Here is a 22,982-nt window from a genome sequence, read left to right as displayed (position 1 = left end):
TTGCTATTCTGCCCACACGACAAGATTGAAGTGCGCGGTCACGAGGACCAGGATACCGAATACGATACGGTACCAGGCGAAGATCGTGAAGTCGTGCGTGCTGATGTAGCGCAGCAGCCAGCGCACGCACAGGAAGGCCGAACCGAAGGCCGCCAGGCCGCCAAGTAGAAACATCGGCAGGTCGGCCAGCGACAGCAGGTGGCGCGCCTTGATCACCGAATAGGCGGTGGCGCCCAGCAGCGTCGGGATCGCCAGGAAGAAGGAGAACTCGGTGGCCGCCTTGCGCGACAGGCCGAACAGCATGCCGCCAATAATGGTTGCACCGGAACGGCTGGTGCCGGGGATCAGGGCGAAGGACTGGGCCAGGCCGACTTTCAGCGCGTCGGTGTAGCTCATGTCGTCCACGCTGTCCACGCGTGCCTTGTGCCCGTCGCCCGCGTGCCGGCGCTCCACCCACAGGATGACCAGGCCGCCGACGATGAAGGCAGTGGCCACCGGGACCGGCGCGAACAGCTTGGCCTTGATCAGGCCGCTGAACAGGAAGCCGAGCGCGGCTGCCGGAATGAAGGCGATCAGGACGTTCAGGGCAAAGCGGCGCTGCTTGGGATCCGAACCGAGACCGGTGACAACGTTCGCGATGCGGCGGCGGTATTCCCAGATCACGGCCAGCATGGCGCCGGCCTGGATCGCGATCTCGAAGACCTTGACCTTCTCGCCGGTAAAGTTCAGCAGGCTACCCGCCAGGATCAGGTGGCCGGTGGAAGAAATCGGAAGAAACTCGGTGAAGCCTTCGACCAGGCCCATGATGATCGCCTTGATGGCGAGAAGAATGTCCATGTATGCGTAACAGTTAGCGTGACAGGTGGATGGCTGATGCGGATGGTTACGGGAAGTCCGTGGAGGTACGGCGGGGTCGAAGCTTATCATGTTCACAACAGGAAACGTCGCCCGTTGTGTCCGGTCCAGGATTGTACCGCGCCAGCGTTGCCGCCGGGTCAGCTCATCTGCGCGCACGCGAAATTATGTCGTGCGCCGCCGGCGCGGTCGCGTGCTACACTCAAGCGCATGAGTATTCCTGACTCAATCGAATGAGTATCCTTGTTGTCCTCATCCTTGCTGCGCTCGCCTGGGCAGCATTCCACGGTTGGCAAAGCCCCAACTCCTTGCGTTACCGGCCCTGCCAGGGCCGGGCCTGGCGCAGCACCTTCCCGACTGCATCGCGCAAGGACATCCGCGACTTCCTGTCCGTCTTCGTGTCGGCATTCTCTTTCCGCGACAGCGAGAAGCTGCATTTCCGCCCCGATGACGAAGTGCTCGGCATCTACCGCGCGGTCAACCCAACCCGCTGGCTGCCGGACGCGCAGGAACTCGAGACGCTGGCGAAAGCCTTGCGCGACAAGTACGGCCTGATGCTCGACGACATCTGGCACGAAGGCCTGACCTTGGGCGGGCTGTTCCAGCGCGTGCAGCAGGCGCGCGGCGAGCCGGTCGCAGCCTAAGCGCGGGCGGCCTGGACGCCGGTCGAGCATGCCACCGTCATCAAGAAGAAGAAAAAGCGTCCCGGGCTGCTCATGCCGCAGGACGATACGGAAGATAAAGACCCCAAGTAACTGTAGGGTGGTCGGCCTTGCCGACCGCGCGTTCCGCTCCGGTCCGCGTTGCAACGGTTCATATGTATGTCGAACGCGCGGATCACGCCTACGGGGCAGTGGCGCGTTCCAGCTCGTCCAGCCAGCGGATCGCCTGTTGCCGGCTGGTCCCGCACATCTCTTCCGACGGTTGCAGCCCGCCGCAGAACGCCGGCCGTTCCGGTTTGCCAAAGATGCGGCAGCGCTGCTCCTCGTCCAGCTGCACGCAGCGCACGCCGGCCGGTTTGCCCTTGGGCATACCGGGAATCGGACTGGTGATCGAGGGCGCGGTGCAGCAGGCGCCGCAGTTGTCTCTGCACTGCATGGTGGAAGAAGGCGGATGAAAAGGCAGGGCAGGAGTATAGCGCCGCCCGGCCCGAAGCGGGCGCGTCGCCCGCTGTTTTCCTGCTACGTTGCATCCATCGCACATCCACGCGCAGGAGGCAGCATGGCCAGTCCCCTCAAACCCCTGAACCGCCAGGTCGTCGTGATTACCGGCGCCTCGAGCGGCATCGGCCTGGCCACCGCCCAGGAAGCAGGCAAGCAGGGCGCCAAGCTGGTGCTGGCCGCGCGCGGCGCCGACGTGCTCGAGGCGGTGGTGCACGGGCTGGTCGAGAACGGCTTCGATGCCATTGCCGTCGTGGCCGACGTGTCGCGGCGCGCCGACGTCGAGCGCATCGCCCAGACCGCGGTGGCGCGCTTCGGCCGCATCGACACCTGGATCAACAATGCCGGCGGCACCATCTACGGCCGCCTCGACCAGGTCTCGGAGGAAGACAGCCGGCGCCTGTTCGACATCAATTTCTGGGGCATGGTGAACGGCGCGCTGGTGGCGCTGCCCTACCTGAAGCGCCAGGGCGGGGCCCTGATCAACCTCGGCAGCGAAGCCTCGGAAGTCGCGATTCCGATGCAGGGCATGTACTCGGCCAGCAAGCACGCCGTGAAGGGTTTCACGGATGCGCTGCGCATCGAAGTCGAACAGATGGATGCGGCGCCGGTGTCGATCACCCTGATCGAGCCGACCGCGGTCGACACGCCGCTGCCCCAGCACGCGCGCAACTACATGGACCGCGAACCGAAGCTGCCGCGCCCCCAGGTCGATCCGCACGAAGTGGCGGCGGCCATCCTGGGGGCCGCGGTGACGCCGATGCGTACCGTGCGGGTCGGGGTCATGGCCGGGCTCGACGTGCTGGCGGAGAAAATCGCCCCCGGCCTGGTCGACCGCCTGTCGGTGTTCCAGGTGCCGCGCCAGCAGCAGGACATCCCGCCGCGCAACCCCGACGGCGCCCTGTACGCATCGCGCGCGAATGGCCGTATTTATGGGCCATCATGACTCAGGTGGAAATAACGTAAATACCTGTTTATATTGACAGTTTCGGTAACACAACGATTGCTTGACTGCCTGGCAAGCCCCGTCTATATTCGGGAATTCTTTACTCGGTTTCTAGGCAGAAACATGGAATGTCCACTCGACAGCAAGCCGCGGTGGGAGCGCCGGAAGGATGCCCGTCCCCACGAGCTCCTTGCTGCCGCCATCGACCTGTTCGTCGAGCATGGCTATGCCGCCACCCGCCTCGAAGACGTCGCGCGCCGCGCCGGCGTGTCGAAGGGCACCCTCTACCTGTATTACGCGAACAAGGAAGAATTGTTCAAGGCGGTGGTGCGCGAAAGCATCCTTCCTTTCCTGGGCAAGGCCGAGTTGTCGGTTGCCGGGTTCGAGGGCCACAGCGCCGACCTGCTGCGCAGCGTGGTGATGAACTGGTCGAGCCAGATTGGGCAGAGCAAGGCTTCGGGCCTGGGCAAGCTGATGCTCGCCGAGGCGGTGAATTTCCCCGAGCTGGCGAAGTTCTACCGGGAAGAGGTGATGAGCCGTACCGTCCGCATGATCTCGAGCATCGTCGAGCGCGGCGTCGGCCGCGGCGACTTCCGCGCCGTCGACATCCCGCAGATGACCCGGGTGCTGATTGCGCCGATGATGATGCTCAACGTCTGGAAGCACTCCGCGGTGGCGCCCTGCGACTGCGGCGTATTGGACGCCCAGGTCTACCTCGAGAACCTGCTCGACCTCGCCCTGCATGGCCTGCTGGCGCAGGACGCCTGAGTTGCCATTTGCGCCAACGCGCCGTTTTTTCGGCGTTCAACCCCTCCAAACTGCAGACTGTCGCAATTTCCCCTGGTCTCAGGCATGCCGTCACTAAGATATGCGTCCTGAGGCCGTTCAACGATAAAATATCGGATTATTTATTTTTCCACCGAGAACTCAGATGAATATCGAACAAGCCCGCTTCAACATGATCGAACAGCAAATTCGCCCGTGGAATGTGCTCGACCAGGACGTGCTGGACCTGCTGCACATCGTCAAGCGCGAACAGTTCGTGCCGGCCGCCTACCAGAACCTGGCGTTTGCCGACGTCGAGATTCCGCTGCCGGGTGGCGAAGCGATGTTCAACCCGAAGGTCGAAGCACGCATCGTGCAGGAACTGGCGGTCAAGAAGCATGAGAACGTCCTCGAAATCGGCACCGGTTCGGGCTACATGGCGGCACTGCTGGCGCGCAAGGCGCGTCACGTGACCACCGTGGAAATCCAGCCGGAAGCCGCCAGGCTGGCGCGCGAGAACCTGGCGCGCGCCGGCGTCGACAACGTGACTGTCGAGGAAGGCAACGGCGCCAGCGGCTGGAACAAGGGTTCCCTGTATGACGTGATCGTCGTGTCGGGCGGCCTGGCGGTGCTGCCGGAAGCCTTGCTGCAGCAGGTGAAAGTGGGCGGCCGCATCGGCGCGATCCTGGGCGAGGCGCCGGCGATGAGCTTCAACATCATCACCCGTACCTCGGAAACCGGCTACGACACGGTCAAGGTGTTCGAGACCAATGTCAAGCCGCTGACCGGTGCGCCGGCGCCGTCGCGCTTCCAGTTCTGAGGACGCGATGCAGCACATGACCGCACCGGAACTGGCAGCCCGGCTGGCCCAGGCGCAAGCCGGGGCAGCCGGGCAGCCGCTGCTGCTGGACGTGCGCGAGAACTGGGAATTCGAGACCTGCCATATCGCAGGCTCGACCCAGATCCCGATGCACCTGGTGCCGATCCGCGCCGGCGAACTGCCGGACGACCGCGAGATCGTTTGCATCTGTCACCACGGGGCGCGCAGCATGCAGGTAGCAAGCTTTCTCGAACGTAACGGTTTTGACAACGTAACGAATTTGACGGGCGGAATACACGCCTGGGCCGTGCAGGTCGATCCTTCGATGCCGAAGTACTGACCTGATTCCAAACCTTTTGATGACTCCTGTGGAGAACGTGATGCAGAAACCCCTTCTTGCCGTGCTGCTTGCCAGCGCTTTCTTTTCGCTCAATGCCAGCGCGGCCGATCTGATCCAGGTGTACCAGCAGGCGCTGGCCAATGACGCGGCCTTCGCGAGCGCGCGTGCATCGGCGGCCGCCGGCCGGGAGCGGATCACGCAGGGGCGTGCGGGACTGCTCCCGACCGTCGGCATCACCGGCAGCAGCATCAAGAACGACAGCGAGAACTCGCCCTGGAACGAGGGCGTCAGCGTGACCGACCCGACCACCGGCCTCACCAGGACGGTGCTCGGCGGCGGCTCGAACGTGCGCACCACCGAGTACACCATCGGCCTGACCCAGCCGCTGTTCCGCTGGGACCGCTGGCAAACCTACCAGCAGAGCAAGCTGCAGCAGGCCATCTCGGAAGCCCAGTTCGCCCAGGCCCAGCAGGACCTGATCACCCGCGTGGCCCAGGCCTATTTCGACGTGCTGGCGGCCCAGGACAAGCTGGAATCGACCCGCGCCCAGAAGACCGCGGTGACCGAGCAGCTGGCATCGGCCAAGCGCAACTTCGAGGTCGGCACCCAGACCATCACCGACACCCACGAAGCGCAGGCGGCCTATGACCTGGTGATCGCCCAGGAATTCGCGGCCGTGAACGACCTGGACAACAAGCGCAACACCCTGCAGGCCATCATCGGCACGGCGCCGAGCTCGCTGGCCCCGCTGAAGCCGGGCATCACCCTGGCCGCGCCCATGCCGGCCAACGTCGATCCGTGGGTGTCGTCGGCCGAGAACCAGAACTATGGCGTGACCGTGTCGCAGCTGCAGGTGGAACTGGCCAAGCGCGACATCTCGCGCAACCGCGCCGGCCACTACCCGACCCTCGACCTGGTGGCGAACCACACCCGCCGCGACATCGGCGGCCAGCTGACCAACTCGGGCGTCAACAAGAACAACGGCATCGGCGTGCAGTTCGCCGTGCCGATCTTCAATGGTTTCGGCGTCACCAGCCGCGTGCGCGAAGCGATCGCCCTGGAAGACAAGGCGCGCAACGACCTCGAATCGACCCGCCGCCAGGCCGCCCTGCAGGCGCGCCAGGCCTACCTCGGCGTGAACAGCGGCATGGCCCAGGTCAAGGCGCTGGAAGCGGCGGAAGTGTCGAGCCAGTCGGCGCTGGAATCGAACAAGCTCGGTTACCAGGTGGGCGTGCGCATCAACATCGACGTCCTGAACGCGCAGCGCCAGCTGTACCAGACCCGTACCGACCTGTCGCGCGCACGCTACGACACCATCCTGAACGGCCTGCGCCTGAAGGCCGCCTCCGGCTCGCTGCGCGAATCGGACCTGGCCGCGGTGAACAACCTGCTGGAAAAATAATCAACTGCAGGCCCGGCCTGCAGCGTGAATGTTAAACAAGCCCGGACCTGGCGGTCCGGGCTTTTTGCATTTGGTGGATGCGCTAACTCATTGATTATGCGACAGAATAGTTGACGCACGACAAGTCGTGTGCAGGCGGATTTTTTTGCAAAGCTGATAAACTGGCAACCTTAGTGCGCCTTTTGGCAACAGTGCGGAAGAGCCCGCCTGCCATGCCTGCGCAGCCAGAATTCCACTCCGTCAGCTCATCCCTAAGGAAAAACAAACATGCAAAAGAACATCGCGATTGTCGGCGCCGGTTTTTCCGGGGCAGTCATTGCCAACCAGCTCGCCAAGGCTGGCTATACCGTCGAGATCTTCGAATCGCGCCCCCACATCGCGGGTAACTGCCATTCCGAACGCGATGCCGAAACCGGCGTCATGGTGCACGTCTACGGTCCGCACATCTTCCACACCGACATCGAGCGCGTGTGGGAGTTCGTCAACCGCTACAGCCGCTTCATGCCCTACGTGAACCGCGTGAAGGCGATCACCAACGGCGCCGTCTACACGCTGCCGATCAACCTGCTGACCATCAACCAGTTCTTCGGCAAGACCTTCCGTCCGGCCGAGGCCCAGGAATTCCTGGCCTCGCTCGGCGACAAGTCGATCGAGAACCCGGTCACCTTCGAAGACCAGGCGCTGCGCTTCGTCGGCCGCGAGCTGTACGAAGCCTTCTTCAAGACCTATACCGTCAAGCAGTGGGGCATGCAGCCGACCGAGCTGCCGGCCAGCATCCTCAAGCGCCTGCCGGTGCGCTTCAACTACGACGACAACTACTTCGCGCACAAGTACCAGGGCATGCCGGAAGACGGCTACACCGCGCTGGTCGAGAAGATCCTCGATGTGCCGGGCATTACCCTGCACCTGAACACCAAGTTCGATCCGGCCAACAAGGGCGACTATGCCCACGTGTTCTACAGCGGCCCGATCGACGCCTGGTTCAAGCACACCGAAGGCCGCCTGCCGTACCGCACGCTCGATTTCGAAGTGTTCCGCGACACCGGCGACTACCAGGGCAATGCCGTCATCAACTACTGCGACGACGCCCAGCCCTACACCCGCATCACCGAGCACAAGCACTTCTCGCCGTGGGAAAAGCACGAGAAGACGCTGATGTACAAGGAATTCAGCCGCCAGTGCGAAGAGAACGACATTCCCTACTATCCGATCCGCCAGGCGCGCGACAAGCAGCAGCTCGAGCGCTACGTGAACATGGCGCGCGAGGAGCCGAACGTGACTTTCGTGGGCCGCCTCGGCACCTACCGCTACCTCGACATGGACGTGACCATCAACGAGGCGCTGGCCACCGCCGACAAGTTCCTGGAATGCGCGAAGGGCAACGCGCGCATGCCGGCCTTCGTCATCGATCCGCTGGCTTGACGGCAGTAGCCGGCGCATGGCCGGCTACTGTCCAGATGCGCACGATACAAGGGGCGGCACGGCGTTCTGCGCCACGCCGCCCGTCTTGTATGCGGCGAGCGGTATTTAGCTGCTCAGGCCGGCGCCGGCCGCATTGTCCTTGCGCTCGATGAGCTCGACCTTGTAGCCGTCCGGATCGGTGATGAAGGCGATCACGGTGCTGCCGCCCTTGACCGGGCCCGGCTCGCGCGTGATGTTGCCGCCGGCGGCGCGCACCTGCTCGCAGGTGGCGTAGATGTCGTCGGCCGAGATGGCGATGTGGCCGTAGGCCGTGCCCATGTCGTAGCTGTCGACGCCGTAGTTGTAGGTGAGTTCGAGTTCGGCGTGGTCGGGGTTGCTGCCGTAGCCGAGGAAGGCCAGCTTGTACTTGTATTCGGGATTGTCGCTGGTGCGCAGCAGCTTCATGCCGAGCACATTGGTGTAGAAGTCGATGGCGCGCTGCAGGTCGCCGACGCGGAGCATGGTGTGGAGGATGCGCATGGAAGTGTCCTTCGGGTGATTCGGAAAAGCGGCCATTTTATGCGCTGGGCGCGGATCTTGCAGGGCACGGACGAGCGATGCGTGCGCTGTGCATGCGTGCCTTGAACGCGCGGCCGGCGGAGCCGGCCACCCCAGGAATCGTGGAACGCCAGCGCGCAAGCTGGCGTTCTCCCGCACTCAGTTTTCCAGCTTCGACGTCATCGTGATGTTCGCGTTCAGCAGCTTCGACACCGGGCAGTTTTCCTTGGCCGTGGTGGCCGCCTTGTCGAAGGCTTCCTGGCTGGCGCCGGGGATCTTCGCCACCAGGTCGAGGTGCACCGCGGTGATCGAGAAGCCGCCCTCGGCCTTTTCCATCGAGACGGTGGCGGTGGTGCGCAGTTCCTGGGCGGTCAGGCCGGCCTGGCCCAGCTGGCCCGACAGCGCCATGGTGAAGCAGCCTGCATGGGCCGCGCCGATCAGTTCTTCCGGGTTGGTGCCCGGTCCGTCCTCGAAGCGGGTGTTGAAGCCGTACTGCGCGTCCTTGAGCACGCCGCTCGCGGTCGAGACCGCACCCTTGCCGTCCTTCAGGCCGCCGCTCCAGACGGCGCTGCCGTTGCGTTTGATGGTCATCGTATTCCTCTCACAGCTTGTTGTTGTCGGATTCGGTATTGCTCGTATCGTGCCTGCGCATGGACTCATGATTGTCCGGCTGCGGCTTGGCCTGGCCGCTCGCGCCCGGCTTCGGATCGACCGCATTCTCGAGGCCGTCCGGATTGGTGCCGTAGCAGTCGGTGTTCTGCAGGCCTTGCGCCATGTCTTCGGCGGCCTGTTTCATCACGCCGCGCGGGGCCTGGTCCTGCCCGTCCGGGCTCTCGTCGCGTTCGTGCGGCTGGCGCTTGACGCCATCGTTCTCGATCGGTGCCTTCGTGTTGACGAAGCGGTCTTTGGTTTCGGTAACCATGCTGGCCTCCTTCAATTCAGTTGAATGCATCCTAACCGTGGCCCGCGGAAGAAGTCGCGCAATTGGCGCGGCGACAATCTGAGATGCTTTTTTGCAACTAACCCATTAACATGGCGGTTTGGACAACATCGCCAGGCCCGCACCGTGACCACCCCAGCCCTCGAGTTTCACCAGCATACCGACAGCTGCAAGAATTGCGGCAGCGCTACCTCCGGCAACTTCTGCCACCAGTGCGGCCAGGCGACCCACCTGCATGTGCCGAGCGCGCGCGAATTCCTGCACGAGTTCATCGCGCACTATGTGGCGCTCGAGGGCAAGCTGTGGCGCTCGCTCAAGCTGCTGCTGTTCAAGCCGGGCCTGCTGAGCCGCGAATACATCGAGGGCCGGCGCGTGCGCTACGTCGAGCCGCTGCGCCTGTATCTGAGTTTCAGCATCATCTTCTTCGCGCTGTTCAAGATGAGCGGCGTGGAGATCGTCAATTTCGGCAGCAGCGGCGGCACGCCGCCGGCCCTCAGCGCGCCGGCCGGCGCCGCGCAGGCAGAGCAGGCCGAGGCTGCCAAGGACCTCAAGGGCATCGAGGACAATGTCAAGCATGGCCTGGGCACGCTCAGTCCAAGGCTGGAGCAGGGCGCCGAACGCTTCTTCGGCCTGTCGCAGAAGGAGCGCGCGGACACCGCCAAGCGCGTGTTCTTCAGCTATACCCCGTATGCGATCTTCCTGATGATGCCGATGTTCGCGCTCTACCTGAAACTGCTCTACCTCGGCTCGGGACGGCGCTATGGCGAGCACTTCCTGTTCGCCCTGCACAGCAATGGCTTCGCCTTCCTGATGCTGAGCCTGTTCATGCTGGCGGACGGCTGGAACCTGGTGCGCTTCGTGCTGCTGGCCTGGCTGGTGTTCTACCTGCCGACGGCGATGCGGCGCGTCTACGGCGGCGGGCGCCTCATGACGGCGCTGCGCTGGATCGTGCTGATGCTGCTGCACCTGCTCACCCTGGCGCTGGCGGTAGCGCTGGCGGTGGCGGTCGGGCTGCTGCTCTGATCTTGCGGGAAGCAGGGGGCGCCCGTTATACTGTTTATTTGTACAGTCATTCATGAGCGCACGCAGGGGCCTCGCAGTGGCTCCGTATAGCAGACGCAGGGATAATCGGTTAATCTCCGTAGTCCCACCACAACCGCCCAGGACCCATGCTTGTGACGCCTGAAAAGCAACAGATCATCGCGCTCGTGGTGCGGCAGAATACCCCCGGCATCGAGGAGCCGGCCCGGCAGCTCGCCGACTTCCTGGCCGGCGAGGGCTACCGCGTGGTGTTCGAGGCCGATACCGCCGCCTACCTGGCCCCGCTCGGCATTGCCGGCATCGAGGCCATGACGGTAGCCGAGATCGGCGAACAGGGCAGCTACGCGGTGGTCATGGGCGGCGACGGCACCATGCTCGGCATCGCGCGCCAGCTCGCCAAGTACGCCATCCCGCTGATCGGCATCAACTCGGGCCGGCTGGGCTTCATCACCGACATTCCGCTCGACCGCATGGTCCCGGCGCTGCACGAGATCCTGCAGGGCCAGGCGCGCGCCGAAGAGCGCACCCTGCTGCAGGCGCGCGTGGTGCGCGACGACCAGGAAATCTTCTGCAGCGTCGCCTTCAACGACGTGGTCGTGGCGCGCGGCACCGGCGCCGGCATGGTCGAGCTCAAGGTCAGCGTCGACGGCGAATTCATGTACAACCAGCGTGCAGACGGCCTGATCGTGTCCACGCCCACCGGCTCCACCGCCTATGCGCTGTCGGCCGGCGGCCCGCTGCTGCATCCGAGCCTGCAGGGCATCGTGCTGGTGCCGATCGCGCCGCATGCGCTGTCGAACCGGCCGATCGTCGTGCCCGAATCCGGCGAGATCGTGGTGGAACTGGTGGCGGGGCGCGACATCAGCGTCAACTTCGACATGCAGACCTTTACCAGCCTGCAGCTGGGCGACCGCATCGTCATCTCGCGTTCGCCGCACACGATCACCTTCCTGCACCCGCGCGGCTGGAGCTATTACCACACGCTGCGCGAGAAGCTGCACTGGAACGAATATCCGACCAACGAAGGCAAGCTCACGTAACGCGGCGCAAGGGCGTCGAACCGCAAAAACAGGAGACCTGATTTTTCATGCTGCGCACACTTACCATCCGTGATTTCGTCATTGTCGACGCCATCGAACTCGAGTTCGCACATGGCTTCACGGTGTTTACCGGCGAGACCGGCGCCGGCAAATCGATCCTGATCGATGCGCTGCAACTGGCGCTGGGCGGCCGCGGCGACGCAAGCATGGTGCGCGAGGGCGCGGCCAAGGCCGACATCACGGCCGAATTCGCGCTGACGACCACCGCGGCCTCGTGGCTGGTGGGGAACGAATTCCCGATCGACGAGGGCGTGGCCCTGATGCGCCGCGTGATCGACAACGCCGGCCGCTCGAAGGCCTGGATCAACGGCATCAGCGCCACCGCGGCGCAGCTGCGCGAACTGGGCGACATGCTGGTCGACATCCACGGCCAGCACGCGCACCAGTCGCTGCTCAAGCTCGATGCCCAGCGCGACCTGCTCGACAACCAGATCGCGGTGCGCGATCCGTCCGCCCGGCAGGAAGTGCTGGCCACCACCGAGGCCTACAAGACCTGGCGCGCGCTGGTGCGCCAGCGCGAGGAATTCGAGAACGACGCGCGCAACGTGCTGCTCGAGCGCGAGCGCCTCGAATGGCAAGTGAGCGAGCTCGACAAGCTGGCCCCGAAGGCCGGCGAGTGGGCCGAGATCAGCAACGAGCACAGCCGCCTGTCGCATGCGGCCAGCCTGCTCGAAGGCGCGCAGGAGGCGCTGCAGGCCATTTCCGAGGCCGACCACCCGATCCTGTCGCAGCTGTCCTCGCTGAACGCCAAGCTGGGCAAGCTGGTGGACGTCGACAGCCAGCTGCAGGAGGTGCTTGACTGCATGGAGCCGGCCCGCATCCAGCTGCAGGAAGCGGTGTATGCGCTGAACAACTACATCGACAAGGTCGAACTCGACCCGGGCCGCCTGCGCGAAGTCGATGCGCGCATGGAAGCGCTGCACAGCGCGGCGCGCAAGTACCACGTCACGCCGGAAGAACTGCACGAAGAGCATGCGGCGCTGGCGGCGCGACTGAAGCAGCTGGCCGACGCCAGCGACCTCGACGGCCTGCGCAAGCAGGAAGACAAGGCCAGGGCGGCCTACATGGAGGTGGCGCAGCGCCTGTCGGCACGGCGCGCCGCGGCGGCCGTGGAGCTCGGCAAGAGCGTCACCGCCGCGATGCAGGACCTGAGCATGAGCGGCGGCCGCTTCGAGATCGCGCTGAACGCGGGCGAGCCCGGCGCGCACGGCCTGGAGCAGGTCGAGTTCCTGGTGGCCGGCCACACCGGCGTGGCGGCGCGGCCGCTGGCCAAGGTCGCCTCGGGCGGCGAACTGGCGCGCATCTCGCTGGCCATCGCCGTGATCACCGCGCACGCCACCACCACGCCGACCCTGATCTTCGACGAGGTCGACACCGGCATCGGCGGCGGCGTGGCCGAGGTGGTGGGGCGCCTGCTCAAGCGCCTGGGCCAGCAGCGCCAGGTGCTGTGCGTGACCCACCTGCCGCAGGTGGCGAGCCAGGCCAACCAGCACTTCCAGGTGGCCAAGGGCGCCACCAGCGAAGGCCGCACGGTGTCGCGCATCGACGTGCTCGACACCCGGGCGCGGGTGGAAGAGGTGGCGCGCATGCTGGGCGGCATCGAGATCACCGAGACCACGCGCAAGCATGCGCGCGAGCTGCTGGCGTCCTGACGCGCCTGCTGCAAGTCAGCGACGCGCCAGGACGGCCGCCATGGCCCCGGCCAGCTCGGACACCAGCCCGCCCTGGTCCCAGGTATAGATCGACACCGCCATCGGCGGCGCCATGCCGAAGTGGGCGCAGATGCGCAGGCGCCGTCCCTTGGCGGCCTGCACGGGCAGCATCGATACGCCCAGGCCGGCTTCCAGGCCGACCAGGATGCTTTGCAGGCTGCTTCCGGAAAAGGCGATGTACCAGCGCCGGCGCTCGCGCTCGACGCGCTCGAACATGGCCTCCCGGTACAAGCCGCCCGGCGGGAAGGCGACCAGCGGCATCGGGTCGGGCCAGGCCTGCGCAGTGTTCTCGCTTTCGAACCAGGCCATCGGTTCGGGAAAGCTCGCGAAGCAATCGGCGCTGGCGGCCGCCTCCTTGACCACCACGATATCGAATTCGCCGCCCCGGTAGGCCTCGGCCAGGCTGCGGCTCAGGCCCGTGGTGATGTCGAGCCGGATAGTGCGATCCTGGCCGGCATGGGCCTGCATGGCCGCGGCCATGGCGTCGTTGAAGACGTCTTCGGGCAGGCCGATGCGCACCGGCCTGGCGCCGGCCGGGTCGGCCACCGCCGCCTGCGCTTCGCTTTCCAGCATCAGGATGCGCCGCGCATAACCCAGCAGCCGCTCGCCGCAGGCGGTGGCGCGCACCGGCCGGTCCGAGCGGTCCAGCAGCGACTGGCCGACCGATTCTTCCAGCCGGGCCAGTTGCTGGCTGATGGTCGATTGCGTCATGTGCAGCCGGTCGGCGGCCGCGGTAAAACTGCCCGCATCGACGATGGCGACGAAGGCCCGTAGTAAGCGTAGGTCGAACATGGCCATGCCCGGGTGAGGATGAAGTGCGCATCCTACCATGCAGGTTTTTAATAAAAACGATGATTTAATTTAATTTCCAAATGCTGCGGCGATTGCTTATCCTGTGTCGATGCATTCGGAGGCCACATGATCAAGTTAGCAACTGCAACTCTCTGCGCGGCGGCCATGTTCACGGGGATGCCGGCCGGTGCGGCCGCACGCGTGTCCGACTCTCCGCTGCATGCCGCGGCCGCGCGTGGCGATGTCCCGGCCATCGGGCGGCTCCTGCGCGCCGGCGCCGGAAAGGAAGCGCGTGACGCATCGGGTTCGACCGCCTTGCTGGTCGCCACCCGGGCCAACCGGGTCGAGGCCGCCCGCGCGCTGATCGAGGCCGGCGCCGACGTCAACGCCAAGGACCGGATCGGCGACAGCCCCTACCTGTATGCCGGGGCCCGCGGGCACCTGGAGGTACTCAGGATGACGTTGGCGCATGGGGCCGATCTGCGCAGCACCAACCGCTACGGCGGCACCGCCCTGATTCCGGCGGCCGAGCGCGGCCATGTCGACACCGTGAAAACCCTGGTCGAGGCCGGGGTGGCGGTGGACCACGTCAACCGCCTGGGATGGACCGCCTTGCTGGAAGCCGTGATCCTGGGCGACGGCGGCGAGCGCCACCGGAAGATCGTCGCCATCCTGCTCGAAGCAGGCGCCGATCCCAACCTGGCCGACCGCGACGGCGTCACCCCCCTGCAGCATGCGCGTGCGCGCGGCTACCGCGAGATCGAACGCGCCCTGCGCGCCGCCGGCGGGCACTGAAGCACCGAAAGGAAGAAAGCAATGAACCAGGATACCGATTTTCTCAAGCAGGCCATCGCGCTGGCCTACGTCAATGTCGAACAGGGCGGCCGTCCCTTCGGCGCCGTGATCGTCAAGGACGGCAAGATCATCGCCCAGGCGGTCAACGAGGTCGTGCGCAGCAAGGACCCCACGGCCCATGCCGAACTGCTGGCCATCCGGGCCGCCAGCCGCTACCTCGACTCGCCCAGCCTGACAGGCTGCACCGTGTTTGCCAGCGGCCATCCGTGCCCGATGTGCATGGGCGCGATGCGCATGGCGGGCATCGAAGGGGTCACCTATGCCTATTCCAACGACGACGCCAGCCCCTACGGCCTGTCCACCGCCGAGGTCTACGCCGACCTCGCCAAGCCCTTCGACCAGCAGTCGATGCGGATCCGGCACCTGCCGGTGCGTCTCGGCGGCGAGCCCGAGCTGTACGCGCACTGGCACGGCTGCTAGCCGCGCACGGAGCCGATGAAAGCAAGCCGCCCGGCGACCGCCCAGGTCGCCCTGATTGCCACCGTGGCGCTCGTCGGTCTCAACCTGCGGCCCTTCATCACGGGCATCGGGCCGCTTGCGGCCGGCATCCGCGCGCACACGGGACTGGGCCTGCAGGGCATGGCGCTGCTGACCCTGGTGCCGATGCTGCTGATGGGCGTGCTGGCCTTTGCCGGCCCGGCGCTGGAACACGCCGTGGGTGCACGCCGCGCGGTGCTGCTGGCCCTGCTCATGATCTGCGCCGGCTGTGCCCTGCGCCTGCTGGCCGGGTCCGGATGGGTGCTGGTCGCTACCGCCGCCCTGGCCGGCGCCGGCGTGGCGCTCGTGCAGGCCGTGTTCCCGGGCATCGTCAAGCGCCGCTTCGCCGGCCATGTCGGGCCCATGATGGGACTGTATTCGGCCATGCTGATGGGCGGGGGCGCGCTGGGCGCCGTCGGGGCCCAGGCCGTCAGCGGGGCCAGCGGCCGCTGGACCTGGGGGCTGGCATGCTTTGCCGTTCCCGCCTTGCTGGCGGCCCTGCTGGCGGCCGCGTGCCTGCCGGCCGATGCGCGCCGGCGCCCCGCGCGCCACCTGCGGCGCGCGCTGCTCGCACGGCCCCGCACATGGCTGCTCATGGCCTGTTTCGGCCTGGTCAATGGCGGTTATTCGTCGGTGGTGGCCTGGCTGGCGCCGGCGTATCAAGAGCAGGGCTGGAGCGCCCCGGCCAGCGCGGGCCTGCTGGCGGTCCTGGCCGGCAGCCAGGCGCTCGCTGCGCTGCTGCTGCCGGTCCTCGCCAGCAAGCAACGCGACCGGCGCCCCTGGCTCTGGTTCGCACTGGGGATGCAGGCGCTCGGCTTTGCAGGGCTCGCCTGGGCCCCCGGCGCCGCGCCCCACGCCCTGGCGGCCATCCTGGGCGCCGGCCTGGGCGGCTGTTTCGCCCTGACCCTGACGGTCGCGCTGGATCACCTGCCCGATCCTGCCCAGGCCGGCACCCTGGCCGCGCTCATGCAGGGCGGCGGCTTCATCCTGGCCGCCCTCCCGCCCTGGCTGGTGGCGGCGCTGCACGAGCGCAGCGCCAGCTACGCGCCCGGATGGTGCTGGCACCTTGCCTGTGTCGGCCTGGTGGCCGCCCTGAGCGTGCGCTTTGCGCCGGACGGCTACCTGCCGGCCATGCCGCCAGTGGACGATGCCGGCACATGATGCCCGCGCAAACGCGCTACTGAACCGCTGTTGTTCTTCGTACACATGCCAGGGCAGGGGGCGCCACTTATAATAGCGGGCGTCCCCTCAACCATCATCGCCCATGCCTTTCAGACGAGAACCGCCTTTCCCCCACGGTACCGTGCCCTCCAGCGCCATCGTGCTGGTCAACCTGGGTACGCCGGACGAGCCCACCCGCAAGGCCGTCCGCCGCTACCTGAAGCAGTTCCTGTCCGATCCGCGCGTGGTCGAGATCCCGGCCAGGATCTGGTGGTTCATCCTCAACCTGTTCATCCTGCCCTTCCGTTCAGGTAAGTCGGCCGCCAAGTACCGCACCATCTGGACCAAGGAAGGCTCGCCGCTCAAGGTGCATACCCAGAAGCAGGCGGCGTTGCTGGAAAAGACCCTGGCCGAGCGCGGCCATGAAGGCGTGAAGGTGGCGATGGCGATGCGCTACGGCTCGCCCTCGCTGCCCGAGGTGCTGGACCGCCTGCAGGCCGAACACTGCCAGCGGATCGTGGTGCTGCCGGCCTATCCGCAGTATTCCGGCACCACCACCGCCTCGGTGTGGGACGCCGTCTACGCCCACTACGCGCGGGTGCGCAACATCCCCGAGCTGCGCCTGGTGCGCCACTACCACGACCACGAAGGCTATATCGAGGCGCTGCGCGCCCAGGTGGAGTCGTACTGGGAAACGCACGGCCGCGGCCAGAAGCTGGTGATGAGCTTCCACGGCACGCCCAAGCGCACCCTGATGCTGGGCGACCCGTATTTCTGCGAATGCCAGAAGACCGCGCGCCTGCTGGCGGCCAGCCTGGGCATGGGCGCCGACGAGTACATCGTCACCTTCCAGTCGCGCTTCGGCAAGGCCGAATGGCTGCAGCCCTATACCGCGCCCACGGTGCAGGAACTGGCGCGCCAGGGCATCGAACGGATCGACATGATCTGCCCCGGTTTCACCAGCGACTGCCTGGAAACCCTGGAAGAGATCAACATGGAAGTGCGGCACGATTTCGAAGCCGCCGGGGGCAAGGATTACCACTACATTCCCTGCCTGAACGCGGCGCCGGCCTGGATCACGGGCCTGGCCGAGATCGCCGAACAGCACCTGATCGGCTGGCCGACCATCCTGACCCCGGCCCAGAAAGCGGCGCAGCGCCGCGATGCCCAGGTCGGCGCCCAGCACGCGGCCCAGCTGGGAGGCTGAGTGCGCGCACGGGCGCCTCTTGCCAAGCTGCTAAAATAAGCGCTTGCCCGTCAATGCCAGGGCGTGGCGCCAATGCCGACGTAGGCCAGCCATGCCAGCACCGCGAAGGTGTACAGCACGACGGCGCCGCTGATCAATGGAAGTCTCATCTGTCTGCTCCTGATGCTTGCGCTATTTACTGCAAGCTTGTCAGGAAGCGTAAGACTTTTCTTTGAGAAATGATTCAGGGAAACCGTAAATCTTGTAACAAATGATTTCCACTTTTTCAGGGGGTGAACTGGAAATGCCCCTTGAAAATGTAGGACATCGCCCCATGTAGGGCCCTGTGTGTCAGGCAGGACACGTTACCAACTCAGCCAAGTCCTTGATTCTAGGAGTTTTTTCGATGCAAGACCAAGAAAACCAAGAGCTGTCCCAACAGGGCAGCGGCGCAGCGCAGCCGGGTGCCAACGGCGCCGATGCGGCCACTGCCGCTGCGGCGAACGAGGCTGCACAGGCCGGCGTGCCTCCGGGCGCCGAGACCTCGGCCCAGTCCGGGCTGGAAGCCCAGCTGAGCGCCACCGAAGCCAAGCTGGCCGAAATGCACGACGCCTTCATGCGCGCGAAAGCCGACGCGGAAAACATCCGCCGCCGCGCCCAGGAAGACGTCACCAAGGCCCATAAATTCGCCATCGAAAGCTTCGCCGAGGCCATGGTGCCGGTGCGCGACAGCCTGGAAATGGCGCTGAAGGTCGAGACCCAGACCGTCGAAGCCATCCGCGAAGGCGTCGAAATGACGCTCAAGCAGCTGACCGCCGCGTTCGAGAAGAACCGCCTGGTCGAAGTGATGCCGGCGGCGGGCGAGAAGCTCGACCCGAACAAGCACCAGGCCGTGGCCGTGGTGCCGTCCGAGCAGGAAGCCAATACCGTGGTCGCCGTGCTGCAAAAGGGCTACATGATCGCCGACCGCCTGCTGCGTCCGGCCATCGTGACGGCGGCAGCGCCGAAGTAAGCAGGAGATGGATACTGCGCCCTTGAAAGGGCGTAGTTTTTCCCAATATTGACTCTATCCGAAACTACAGCATTCAAAAGGAAAACAACATGGGCAAGATCATCGGTATTGACCTGGGAACCACCAACTCCTGCGTCGCAATCATGGAAAATGGCCAGCCGAAGGTCATCGAAAACGCGGAAGGCGCGCGCACCACGCCGTCGATCATCGCGTATCAGGAAGACGGCGAGATCCTGGTCGGCGCGCCGGCCAAGCGCCAGGCTGTGACCAACCCGAAAAACACGCTGTTCGCGGTGAAGCGCCTGATCGGCCGCAAGTTCACCGAGAAGGAAGTCCAGAAGGACATCTCGCTGATGCCGTACTCGATCATGCAGGCCGACAACGGCGACGCATGGGTCGGCGTGCGCGACAAGAAGCTGGCGCCGCCGCAGATCTCGGCTGAAGTCCTGCGCAAGATGAAGAAGACCGCCGAAGACTACCTCGGCGAAGAAGTGACCGAAGCCGTCATCACCGTGCCGGCCTACTTCAACGACTCGCAGCGCCAGGCAACCAAGGACGCCGGCCGCATCGCCGGCCTGGACGTCAAGCGCATCATCAACGAGCCGACCGCGGCCGCGCTGGCATTCGGCCTGGACAAGACCGACAAGGGCGACCGCAAGATCGCCGTGTATGACCTCGGCGGCGGCACCTTCGACGTGTCGATCATCGAGATCGCCGACGTCGATGGCGAGAAGCAGTTCGAAGTGCTGTCGACCAACGGCGACACCTTCCTGGGCGGCGAAGACTTCGACCAGCGCGTGATCGACTACATCATCGACGAGTTCAAGAAGATCAACGGCCTCGACCTGTCGAAAGACCCGATCGCCCTGCAGCGCATCAAGGCCTCGGCCGAGCGCGCCAAGATCGAACTGTCGTCGGCACAGCAGACCGAAATCAACGAGCCGTACATCGCCATGGCGAACGGCGCGCCGGTCCACCTGAACCTGAAGATCACCCGCGCCAAGCTGGAAGCGCTGGTCGAGGAACTGGTCGACCGCACCATCGAGCCGTGCCGCATCGCGATCAAGGACGCCGGCGTGAAGGTCTCGGACATCGACGACATCATCCTGGTCGGCGGCATGACCCGTATGCCGAAGGTGCAGGAAAAGGTCAAGGAGTTCTTCGGCAAGGATCCGCGCAAGGACGTCAACCCGGACGAGGCCGTTGCCGTCGGCGCCGCCATCCAGGGCTCGGTCCTGTCGGGCGAGCGCAAGGACCTGCTGCTGCTGGACGTGACCCCGCTGTCGCTGGGTATCGAAACCCTGGGCGGCGTGATGACCAAGATGATCCACAAGAACACCACGATCCCGACCAAGTTCTCGCAGGTGTTCTCGACCGCCGACGACAACCAGCCGGCCGTGACCATCAAGGTCTACCAGGGCGAGCGTGAAATCGCAGCGGGCAACAAGAGCCTGGGCGAGTTCAACCTCGAAGGCATCCCGCCGTCGCCGCGCGGCACCCCGCAGATCGAAGTGACCTTCGACATCGACGCCAACGGCATCCTGCACGTGGGCGCGAAAGACAAGGCCACCGGCAAGGAAAACAAGATCACCATCAAGGCCAACTCGGGCCTGTCGGAAGAAGAAATCCAGAAGATGGTGAAGGACGCCGAGCTGAACGCGGAAGAGGACAAGAAGGTCAAGGAACTGGCCGAAGCCCGCAACCAGGGCGACGCGCTGGTGCACTCGACCCGCAAGTCCCTGACCGAGTACGGCGACAAGCTGGAAGCCGGCGAGAAGGAGAAGATCGAAGCGGCGATCACCGACCTGGAAGGCGCGCTCAAGAGCGGCGACAAGTCGGACATCGACGCCAAGACCGCGGCCCTGTCGACTGCGGCCCAGAAGCTGGGCGAGAAGATGTACGCCGACATGCAGGCGCAGCAGGCCGGCGCTGCCGGCGCGGCCGGCGGCCAGGCCGGTGGCCAGGCTGGCGAGCAGCAGCCGCAGCAGGACGACGTCGTGGACGCGGACTTCAAGGAAGTGAAAGACGCGAAGTAATTCCCTGCGGGGACGGACGAGCTGGGTTACACTCGTCCGCTCCCTGACACGGGACCCGCCGAGCCGCTGCGACCGTTTGGTTCCCCGGCTCGGTTTTTTTGCACACACCGTTTTACCAGATCAATAAGCAAGGTGCCGCCAATGGCAAAGCGTGATTTTTACGAGATCCTCGGGGTCGCCAAGAACGCGTCGGAAGACGACATCAAGAAGGCCTATCGCAAGCTTGCGATGAAGTACCATCCTGACCGTAACCCCGACAACAAGGAAGCGGAAGAGAAGTTCAAGGAGGTCAAGGAAGCCTACGAGATGCTGACCAATCCGGAGAAGCGCGAGGCCTATGACCGCTACGGTCACGCCGGCGTCGATCCGAACATGGGCGGCGGCGGCTTCGGCGGCGGCGCGGGCGGTTTCGGCGACGCCTTCGGCGACATCTTCGGCGACATCTTCGGCGGCGGCGGCCGCGGCCGCAGCTCGGGCCCGCAGGTGTACCGCGGCGCCGACCTGCGCTACAACCTCGAGATCACCCTGGAGCAGGCGGCGCACGGCTACGAGACCACCATCCGCGTGCCGAGCTGGGACAAGTGCGACACCTGCCACGGCAGCGGCGCCAAGCCGGGCACCCAGCCCGTCACCTGCACCACCTGCGCCGGCCACGGCCAGGTGCGCATGCAGCAGGGCTTCTTCAGCATCCAGCAGACCTGCCCGAAGTGCCACGGCAGCGGCAAGATCATCCCGGAACCGTGCGCGGCCTGCGGCGGCGCCGGACGCATCAAGCGCAACAAGACGCTGGAAGTGAAGATCCCGGCCGGTATCGACAACGGCATGCGCATCCGCTCGTCCGGCAACGGCGAACCGGGCACCAACGGCGGGCCGCCGGGCGACCTGTACGTCGAGATCCACATCAAGCCGCACCAGGTGTTCCAGCGCGAAGGCGACGACCTGCATTGCGAGATGCCGATCTCCTTCGCCAAGGCCGCGCTGGGCGGCGAGATCGAGGTGCCTACGCTGACCGGCAAGGTGTCGTTCACGGTGCCCGAAGGCACCCAGACCGGCAAGACCTTCCGCCTGAAGGGCAAGGGCGTCAAGGGCGTGCGTTCGGGCTACACCGGCGACCTGTTCTGCCACGTGGTCGTCGAGACCCCGGTCAAGCTGACCGAGAAGCAGAAGGACCTGCTGCGCGAATTCGAACGCTCGACCAGCGAGGGCGGGGCCAAGCACAGCCCGCAGAGCAAGGGCTGGATGGACAAGGTGAAGGACTTCTTCGAGTAAGAAGCCGCATCAGGAAAACCGCTGACCGGTGCAAGCCGGCAGCGGTTTTTTTTTGCCCGGCTGGTATACTTTCGTCCATTCAGAACGCATCAAGACAGGAAGATCAATGGAAAACAAGACCGGCGTGAGCGCGGAAGAACTCTTCGCGCGCAACCGCAAATGGGCCGCCTCGATGGTCGCCGAAGACCCGAACTTCTTCAAGGCGCTGTCCGAACAGCAGGCGCCGGAATACCTGTGGATCGGCTGCTCCGACAGCCGCGTGCCCGCTAACGAGCTGCTGGGCATGCTGCCGGGCGAGCTGTTCGTGCACCGGAACATCGCCAACGTGATCGCGCACTCCGACCTGAACGCCCTGAGCGTGCTGCAGTTCGCGGTCGACGTGCTGAAGGTCAAGCACATCATCCTGTGCGGCCACTACGGCTGCTCGGGCGTGGGCGCGGCGCTGACCGGCGCGCGCGTGGGCCTGGCCGACAACTGGCTCGGCCATGTGCGCGACGTGCGCGACAAGCACGGCAAATACCTCGGCAACGTGGCCGGCCGCGCGGCGGTCAACCGCCTGGTCGAGCTGAACGTGGCCGAGCAGGTGATCAACGTGGCCCAGACCACCATCGTGCGCGACGCCTGGGAACGCGGCCAGCCGCTGACCATCCACAGCTGGGTCTATGGCGTGCACGACGGCCTGCTGCGCGACCTCGGCATCACCGTCAGCAGCTTCGACGAGATCGCACCGAAGCTCGAGCGCGTGCTGAACGGCTACATCGACGGCGACCAGGTCCGTGAAGAACGCCGCGGACAGTGAGCTGGCCCGGCTGCGCGAGATCGTCCGCGCCTTCGTGGACGAGCGCGACTGGGACCAGTTCCACACCCCCAAGAACCTGGCCTCGGCCCTGAGCGTCGAGGCGGCCGAGCTGCTCGAGCACTTCCAGTGGCTGCAGCATGGCCGTCCCGACGAGCTCGGGACGGACAAATTGCAGGAAGTGCGCCACGAGATGGCCGACGTGCTGGTCTACCTGGTGCGCCTGGCCGACAAGCTCGACGTCGACCTGTTCGCGGCGGTGCAGGAGAAGATGGTGCTCAACCGCGAAAAATACCCGGCGGAGCAGGTGCGCGGGGATGCGCGCAAGTACGACGAGTACAAGAAGTAACGCCGGCCT

At 65.5% G+C, this 22,982-nt stretch carries 25 protein-coding genes; 19 read left to right on the top strand and 6 right to left on the bottom strand.

Features of this window, described 5'->3' with window-relative positions:
* Positions 1 to 3: 3 nt before the first annotated feature.
* Positions 4 to 837, bottom strand: coding sequence for an undecaprenyl-diphosphate phosphatase (locus AB3347_RS06375; RefSeq protein WP_369090940.1), 834 nt, complete (start codon positions 835 to 837; stop codon positions 4 to 6).
* Positions 838 to 1,088: 251 nt separating this feature from the next.
* Between AB3347_RS06375 and AB3347_RS06370 the strand changes: the two genes are divergently transcribed.
* Positions 1,089 to 1,499, top strand: coding sequence for a hypothetical protein (locus AB3347_RS06370; RefSeq protein WP_369090939.1), 411 nt, complete (start codon positions 1,089 to 1,091; stop codon positions 1,497 to 1,499).
* A 199-nt stretch (positions 1,500 to 1,698) separates the two neighbouring features.
* On the opposite strand, the gene AB3347_RS06365 is transcribed toward AB3347_RS06370, so the two are convergent.
* Positions 1,699 to 1,953 (bottom strand): YkgJ family cysteine cluster protein, encoded by a 255-nt coding sequence (locus AB3347_RS06365; RefSeq protein ID WP_369090938.1) that lies wholly within the window; start codon positions 1,951 to 1,953, stop codon positions 1,699 to 1,701.
* 123 nt (positions 1,954 to 2,076) lie between these two features.
* On the opposite strand from AB3347_RS06365, the gene AB3347_RS06360 reads away from it, so the two are divergent.
* The 6 genes from AB3347_RS06360 (at position 2,077) to glf (ending at position 7,710) form a co-directional block, all read left to right on the top strand.
* Positions 2,077 to 2,961 (top strand): SDR family oxidoreductase, encoded by an 885-nt coding sequence (locus tag AB3347_RS06360; protein WP_369090937.1) that lies wholly within the window; start codon positions 2,077 to 2,079, stop codon positions 2,959 to 2,961.
* 123 nt (positions 2,962 to 3,084) lie between these two features.
* Positions 3,085 to 3,729, top strand: a complete 645-nt coding sequence (locus AB3347_RS06355) for a TetR/AcrR family transcriptional regulator (RefSeq protein ID WP_369090936.1) — start codon at positions 3,085 to 3,087, stop codon at positions 3,727 to 3,729.
* A gap of 163 nt (positions 3,730 to 3,892) precedes the next feature.
* On the top strand, positions 3,893 to 4,546 hold the full coding sequence (locus AB3347_RS06350) for a protein-L-isoaspartate O-methyltransferase (protein WP_369090935.1): 654 nt from the start codon (positions 3,893 to 3,895) through the stop codon (positions 4,544 to 4,546).
* A 7-nt stretch (positions 4,547 to 4,553) separates the two neighbouring features.
* Positions 4,554 to 4,886, top strand: a complete 333-nt coding sequence (locus AB3347_RS06345) for a rhodanese-like domain-containing protein (RefSeq protein ID WP_369090934.1) — start codon at positions 4,554 to 4,556, stop codon at positions 4,884 to 4,886.
* Positions 4,887 to 4,926: 40 nt separating this feature from the next.
* The gene (locus AB3347_RS06340) at positions 4,927 to 6,288 is read left to right on the top strand and encodes a TolC family outer membrane protein (RefSeq protein WP_369090933.1); all 1,362 of its coding nucleotides are present in this window, start codon (positions 4,927 to 4,929) and stop codon (positions 6,286 to 6,288) included.
* Between the two features lie 267 nt (positions 6,289 to 6,555).
* Entirely contained in the window at positions 6,556 to 7,710 is a 1,155-nt protein-coding gene (gene glf / locus AB3347_RS06335) for a UDP-galactopyranose mutase (protein WP_369090932.1), read from the top strand.
* Between the two features lie 105 nt (positions 7,711 to 7,815).
* Here the strand turns inward: glf and gloA are convergent, their stop codons facing one another.
* The 3 genes from gloA to AB3347_RS06320 form a co-directional block, all read right to left on the bottom strand.
* Positions 7,816 to 8,229 carry a lactoylglutathione lyase gene (gene gloA, locus AB3347_RS06330; protein ID WP_369090931.1) on the bottom strand — a complete coding sequence of 138 codons (414 nt, stop codon included), beginning with the start codon at positions 8,227 to 8,229 and terminating at the stop codon, positions 7,816 to 7,818.
* Positions 8,230 to 8,406: 177 nt separating this feature from the next.
* Positions 8,407 to 8,838: an OsmC family protein gene (locus AB3347_RS06325; RefSeq protein ID WP_369090930.1), complete on the bottom strand. Its 432-nt coding sequence runs from the start codon at positions 8,836 to 8,838 to the stop codon at positions 8,407 to 8,409.
* A gap of 10 nt (positions 8,839 to 8,848) precedes the next feature.
* Complete coding sequence (locus AB3347_RS06320) at positions 8,849 to 9,169, bottom strand: hypothetical protein (RefSeq protein WP_369090929.1); 321 nt, start codon at positions 9,167 to 9,169, stop codon at positions 8,849 to 8,851.
* Positions 9,170 to 9,313: 144 nt separating this feature from the next.
* On the opposite strand from AB3347_RS06320, the gene AB3347_RS06315 reads away from it, so the two are divergent.
* The 3 genes from AB3347_RS06315 to recN all read left to right on the top strand — a co-directional run bounded on the left by AB3347_RS06315 (position 9,314) and on the right by recN (position 12,980).
* Positions 9,314 to 10,210, top strand: coding sequence for a DUF3667 domain-containing protein (locus tag AB3347_RS06315; RefSeq protein WP_369090928.1), 897 nt, complete (start codon positions 9,314 to 9,316; stop codon positions 10,208 to 10,210).
* A 146-nt stretch (positions 10,211 to 10,356) separates the two neighbouring features.
* The gene (locus tag AB3347_RS06310; RefSeq protein WP_369090927.1) at positions 10,357 to 11,268 is read left to right on the top strand and encodes an NAD kinase; all 912 of its coding nucleotides are present in this window, start codon (positions 10,357 to 10,359) and stop codon (positions 11,266 to 11,268) included.
* Positions 11,269 to 11,315: 47 nt separating this feature from the next.
* Positions 11,316 to 12,980, top strand: coding sequence for a DNA repair protein RecN (recN, locus tag AB3347_RS06305; protein ID WP_369090926.1), 1,665 nt, complete (start codon positions 11,316 to 11,318; stop codon positions 12,978 to 12,980).
* A 15-nt stretch (positions 12,981 to 12,995) separates the two neighbouring features.
* Here the strand turns inward: recN and AB3347_RS06300 are convergent, their stop codons facing one another.
* Positions 12,996 to 13,832: a LysR family transcriptional regulator gene (locus tag AB3347_RS06300; RefSeq protein ID WP_369090925.1), complete on the bottom strand. Its 837-nt coding sequence runs from the start codon at positions 13,830 to 13,832 to the stop codon at positions 12,996 to 12,998.
* Positions 13,833 to 13,997: 165 nt separating this feature from the next.
* On the opposite strand from AB3347_RS06300, the gene AB3347_RS06295 reads away from it, so the two are divergent.
* The 9 genes from AB3347_RS06295 to AB3347_RS06255 all read left to right on the top strand — a co-directional run bounded on the left by AB3347_RS06295 (position 13,998) and on the right by AB3347_RS06255 (position 22,973).
* On the top strand, positions 13,998 to 14,627 hold the full coding sequence (locus AB3347_RS06295; RefSeq protein ID WP_369091080.1) for an ankyrin repeat domain-containing protein: 630 nt from the start codon (positions 13,998 to 14,000) through the stop codon (positions 14,625 to 14,627).
* Between the two features lie 21 nt (positions 14,628 to 14,648).
* Entirely contained in the window at positions 14,649 to 15,107 is a 459-nt protein-coding gene (locus AB3347_RS06290; RefSeq protein WP_369090924.1) for a nucleoside deaminase, read from the top strand.
* Between the two features lie 15 nt (positions 15,108 to 15,122).
* Positions 15,123 to 16,325, top strand: coding sequence for a cyanate transporter (locus AB3347_RS06285; protein ID WP_369090923.1), 1,203 nt, complete (start codon positions 15,123 to 15,125; stop codon positions 16,323 to 16,325).
* 103 nt (positions 16,326 to 16,428) lie between these two features.
* Positions 16,429 to 17,532: a ferrochelatase gene (hemH, locus tag AB3347_RS06280; RefSeq protein ID WP_369090922.1), complete on the top strand. Its 1,104-nt coding sequence runs from the start codon at positions 16,429 to 16,431 to the stop codon at positions 17,530 to 17,532.
* A gap of 385 nt (positions 17,533 to 17,917) precedes the next feature.
* Positions 17,918 to 18,523, top strand: a complete 606-nt coding sequence (gene grpE / locus AB3347_RS06275) for a nucleotide exchange factor GrpE (RefSeq protein WP_369090921.1) — start codon at positions 17,918 to 17,920, stop codon at positions 18,521 to 18,523.
* Positions 18,524 to 18,612: 89 nt separating this feature from the next.
* Positions 18,613 to 20,559, top strand: a complete 1,947-nt coding sequence (dnaK, locus tag AB3347_RS06270) for a molecular chaperone DnaK (RefSeq protein ID WP_369090920.1) — start codon at positions 18,613 to 18,615, stop codon at positions 20,557 to 20,559.
* A 141-nt stretch (positions 20,560 to 20,700) separates the two neighbouring features.
* Complete coding sequence (gene dnaJ / locus AB3347_RS06265; RefSeq protein ID WP_369090919.1) at positions 20,701 to 21,828, top strand: molecular chaperone DnaJ; 1,128 nt, start codon at positions 20,701 to 20,703, stop codon at positions 21,826 to 21,828.
* Positions 21,829 to 21,934: 106 nt separating this feature from the next.
* On the top strand, positions 21,935 to 22,627 hold the full coding sequence (gene can / locus AB3347_RS06260) for a carbonate dehydratase (protein ID WP_369090918.1): 693 nt from the start codon (positions 21,935 to 21,937) through the stop codon (positions 22,625 to 22,627).
* On the top strand, positions 22,605 to 22,973 hold the full coding sequence (locus tag AB3347_RS06255; RefSeq protein ID WP_369090917.1) for a nucleotide pyrophosphohydrolase: 369 nt from the start codon (positions 22,605 to 22,607) through the stop codon (positions 22,971 to 22,973). Before can ends, AB3347_RS06255 begins: the two co-directional genes overlap by 23 nt.
* Positions 22,974 to 22,982 lie beyond the last annotated feature (9 nt).

Source organism: Massilia sp. X63 (assembly GCF_041023745.1).
Classification (GTDB): domain Bacteria; phylum Pseudomonadota; class Gammaproteobacteria; order Burkholderiales; family Burkholderiaceae_D; genus Telluria.
Note: the sequence above shows the minus strand (reverse complement) of the source record. Positions and strands in the feature narration are given on the sequence as shown.

Excerpts from the sequence above, each read along its gene's own strand:
- AB3347_RS06370 (WP_369090939.1), top strand. The coding sequence starts at position 1,089 with ATGAGTATCCTTGTTGTCCTCATCCTTGCTGCGCTCGCCTGGGCAGCA.
- AB3347_RS06375 (WP_369090940.1), bottom strand. The coding sequence starts at position 837 with ATGGACATTCTTCTCGCCATCAAGGCGATCATCATGGGCCTGGTCGAA.
- AB3347_RS06300 (WP_369090925.1), bottom strand. The coding sequence starts at position 13,832 with ATGTTCGACCTACGCTTACTACGGGCCTTCGTCGCCATCGTCGATGCG.
- AB3347_RS06295 (WP_369091080.1), top strand. The coding sequence starts at position 13,998 with ATGTTCACGGGGATGCCGGCCGGTGCGGCCGCACGCGTGTCCGACTCT.
- AB3347_RS06350 (WP_369090935.1), top strand. The coding sequence starts at position 3,893 with ATGAATATCGAACAAGCCCGCTTCAACATGATCGAACAGCAAATTCGC.
- AB3347_RS06310 (WP_369090927.1), top strand. The coding sequence starts at position 10,357 with ATGCTTGTGACGCCTGAAAAGCAACAGATCATCGCGCTCGTGGTGCGG.
- grpE (WP_369090921.1), top strand. The coding sequence starts at position 17,918 with ATGCAAGACCAAGAAAACCAAGAGCTGTCCCAACAGGGCAGCGGCGCA.
- dnaJ (WP_369090919.1), top strand. The coding sequence starts at position 20,701 with ATGGCAAAGCGTGATTTTTACGAGATCCTCGGGGTCGCCAAGAACGCG.
- gloA (WP_369090931.1), bottom strand. The coding sequence starts at position 8,229 with ATGCGCATCCTCCACACCATGCTCCGCGTCGGCGACCTGCAGCGCGCC.
- can (WP_369090918.1), top strand. The coding sequence starts at position 21,935 with ATGGAAAACAAGACCGGCGTGAGCGCGGAAGAACTCTTCGCGCGCAAC.
- recN (WP_369090926.1), top strand. The coding sequence starts at position 11,316 with ATGCTGCGCACACTTACCATCCGTGATTTCGTCATTGTCGACGCCATC.
- AB3347_RS06365 (WP_369090938.1), bottom strand. The coding sequence starts at position 1,953 with ATGCAGTGCAGAGACAACTGCGGCGCCTGCTGCACCGCGCCCTCGATC.
- AB3347_RS06345 (WP_369090934.1), top strand. The coding sequence starts at position 4,554 with ATGCAGCACATGACCGCACCGGAACTGGCAGCCCGGCTGGCCCAGGCG.
- AB3347_RS06320 (WP_369090929.1), bottom strand. The coding sequence starts at position 9,169 with ATGGTTACCGAAACCAAAGACCGCTTCGTCAACACGAAGGCACCGATC.
- AB3347_RS06285 (WP_369090923.1), top strand. The coding sequence starts at position 15,123 with ATGAAAGCAAGCCGCCCGGCGACCGCCCAGGTCGCCCTGATTGCCACC.
- hemH (WP_369090922.1), top strand. The coding sequence starts at position 16,429 with ATGCCTTTCAGACGAGAACCGCCTTTCCCCCACGGTACCGTGCCCTCC.
- glf (WP_369090932.1), top strand. The coding sequence starts at position 6,556 with ATGCAAAAGAACATCGCGATTGTCGGCGCCGGTTTTTCCGGGGCAGTC.
- AB3347_RS06340 (WP_369090933.1), top strand. The coding sequence starts at position 4,927 with ATGCAGAAACCCCTTCTTGCCGTGCTGCTTGCCAGCGCTTTCTTTTCG.
- AB3347_RS06325 (WP_369090930.1), bottom strand. The coding sequence starts at position 8,838 with ATGACCATCAAACGCAACGGCAGCGCCGTCTGGAGCGGCGGCCTGAAG.
- AB3347_RS06290 (WP_369090924.1), top strand. The coding sequence starts at position 14,649 with ATGAACCAGGATACCGATTTTCTCAAGCAGGCCATCGCGCTGGCCTAC.
- dnaK (WP_369090920.1), top strand. The coding sequence starts at position 18,613 with ATGGGCAAGATCATCGGTATTGACCTGGGAACCACCAACTCCTGCGTC.
- AB3347_RS06360 (WP_369090937.1), top strand. The coding sequence starts at position 2,077 with ATGGCCAGTCCCCTCAAACCCCTGAACCGCCAGGTCGTCGTGATTACC.
- AB3347_RS06355 (WP_369090936.1), top strand. The coding sequence starts at position 3,085 with ATGGAATGTCCACTCGACAGCAAGCCGCGGTGGGAGCGCCGGAAGGAT.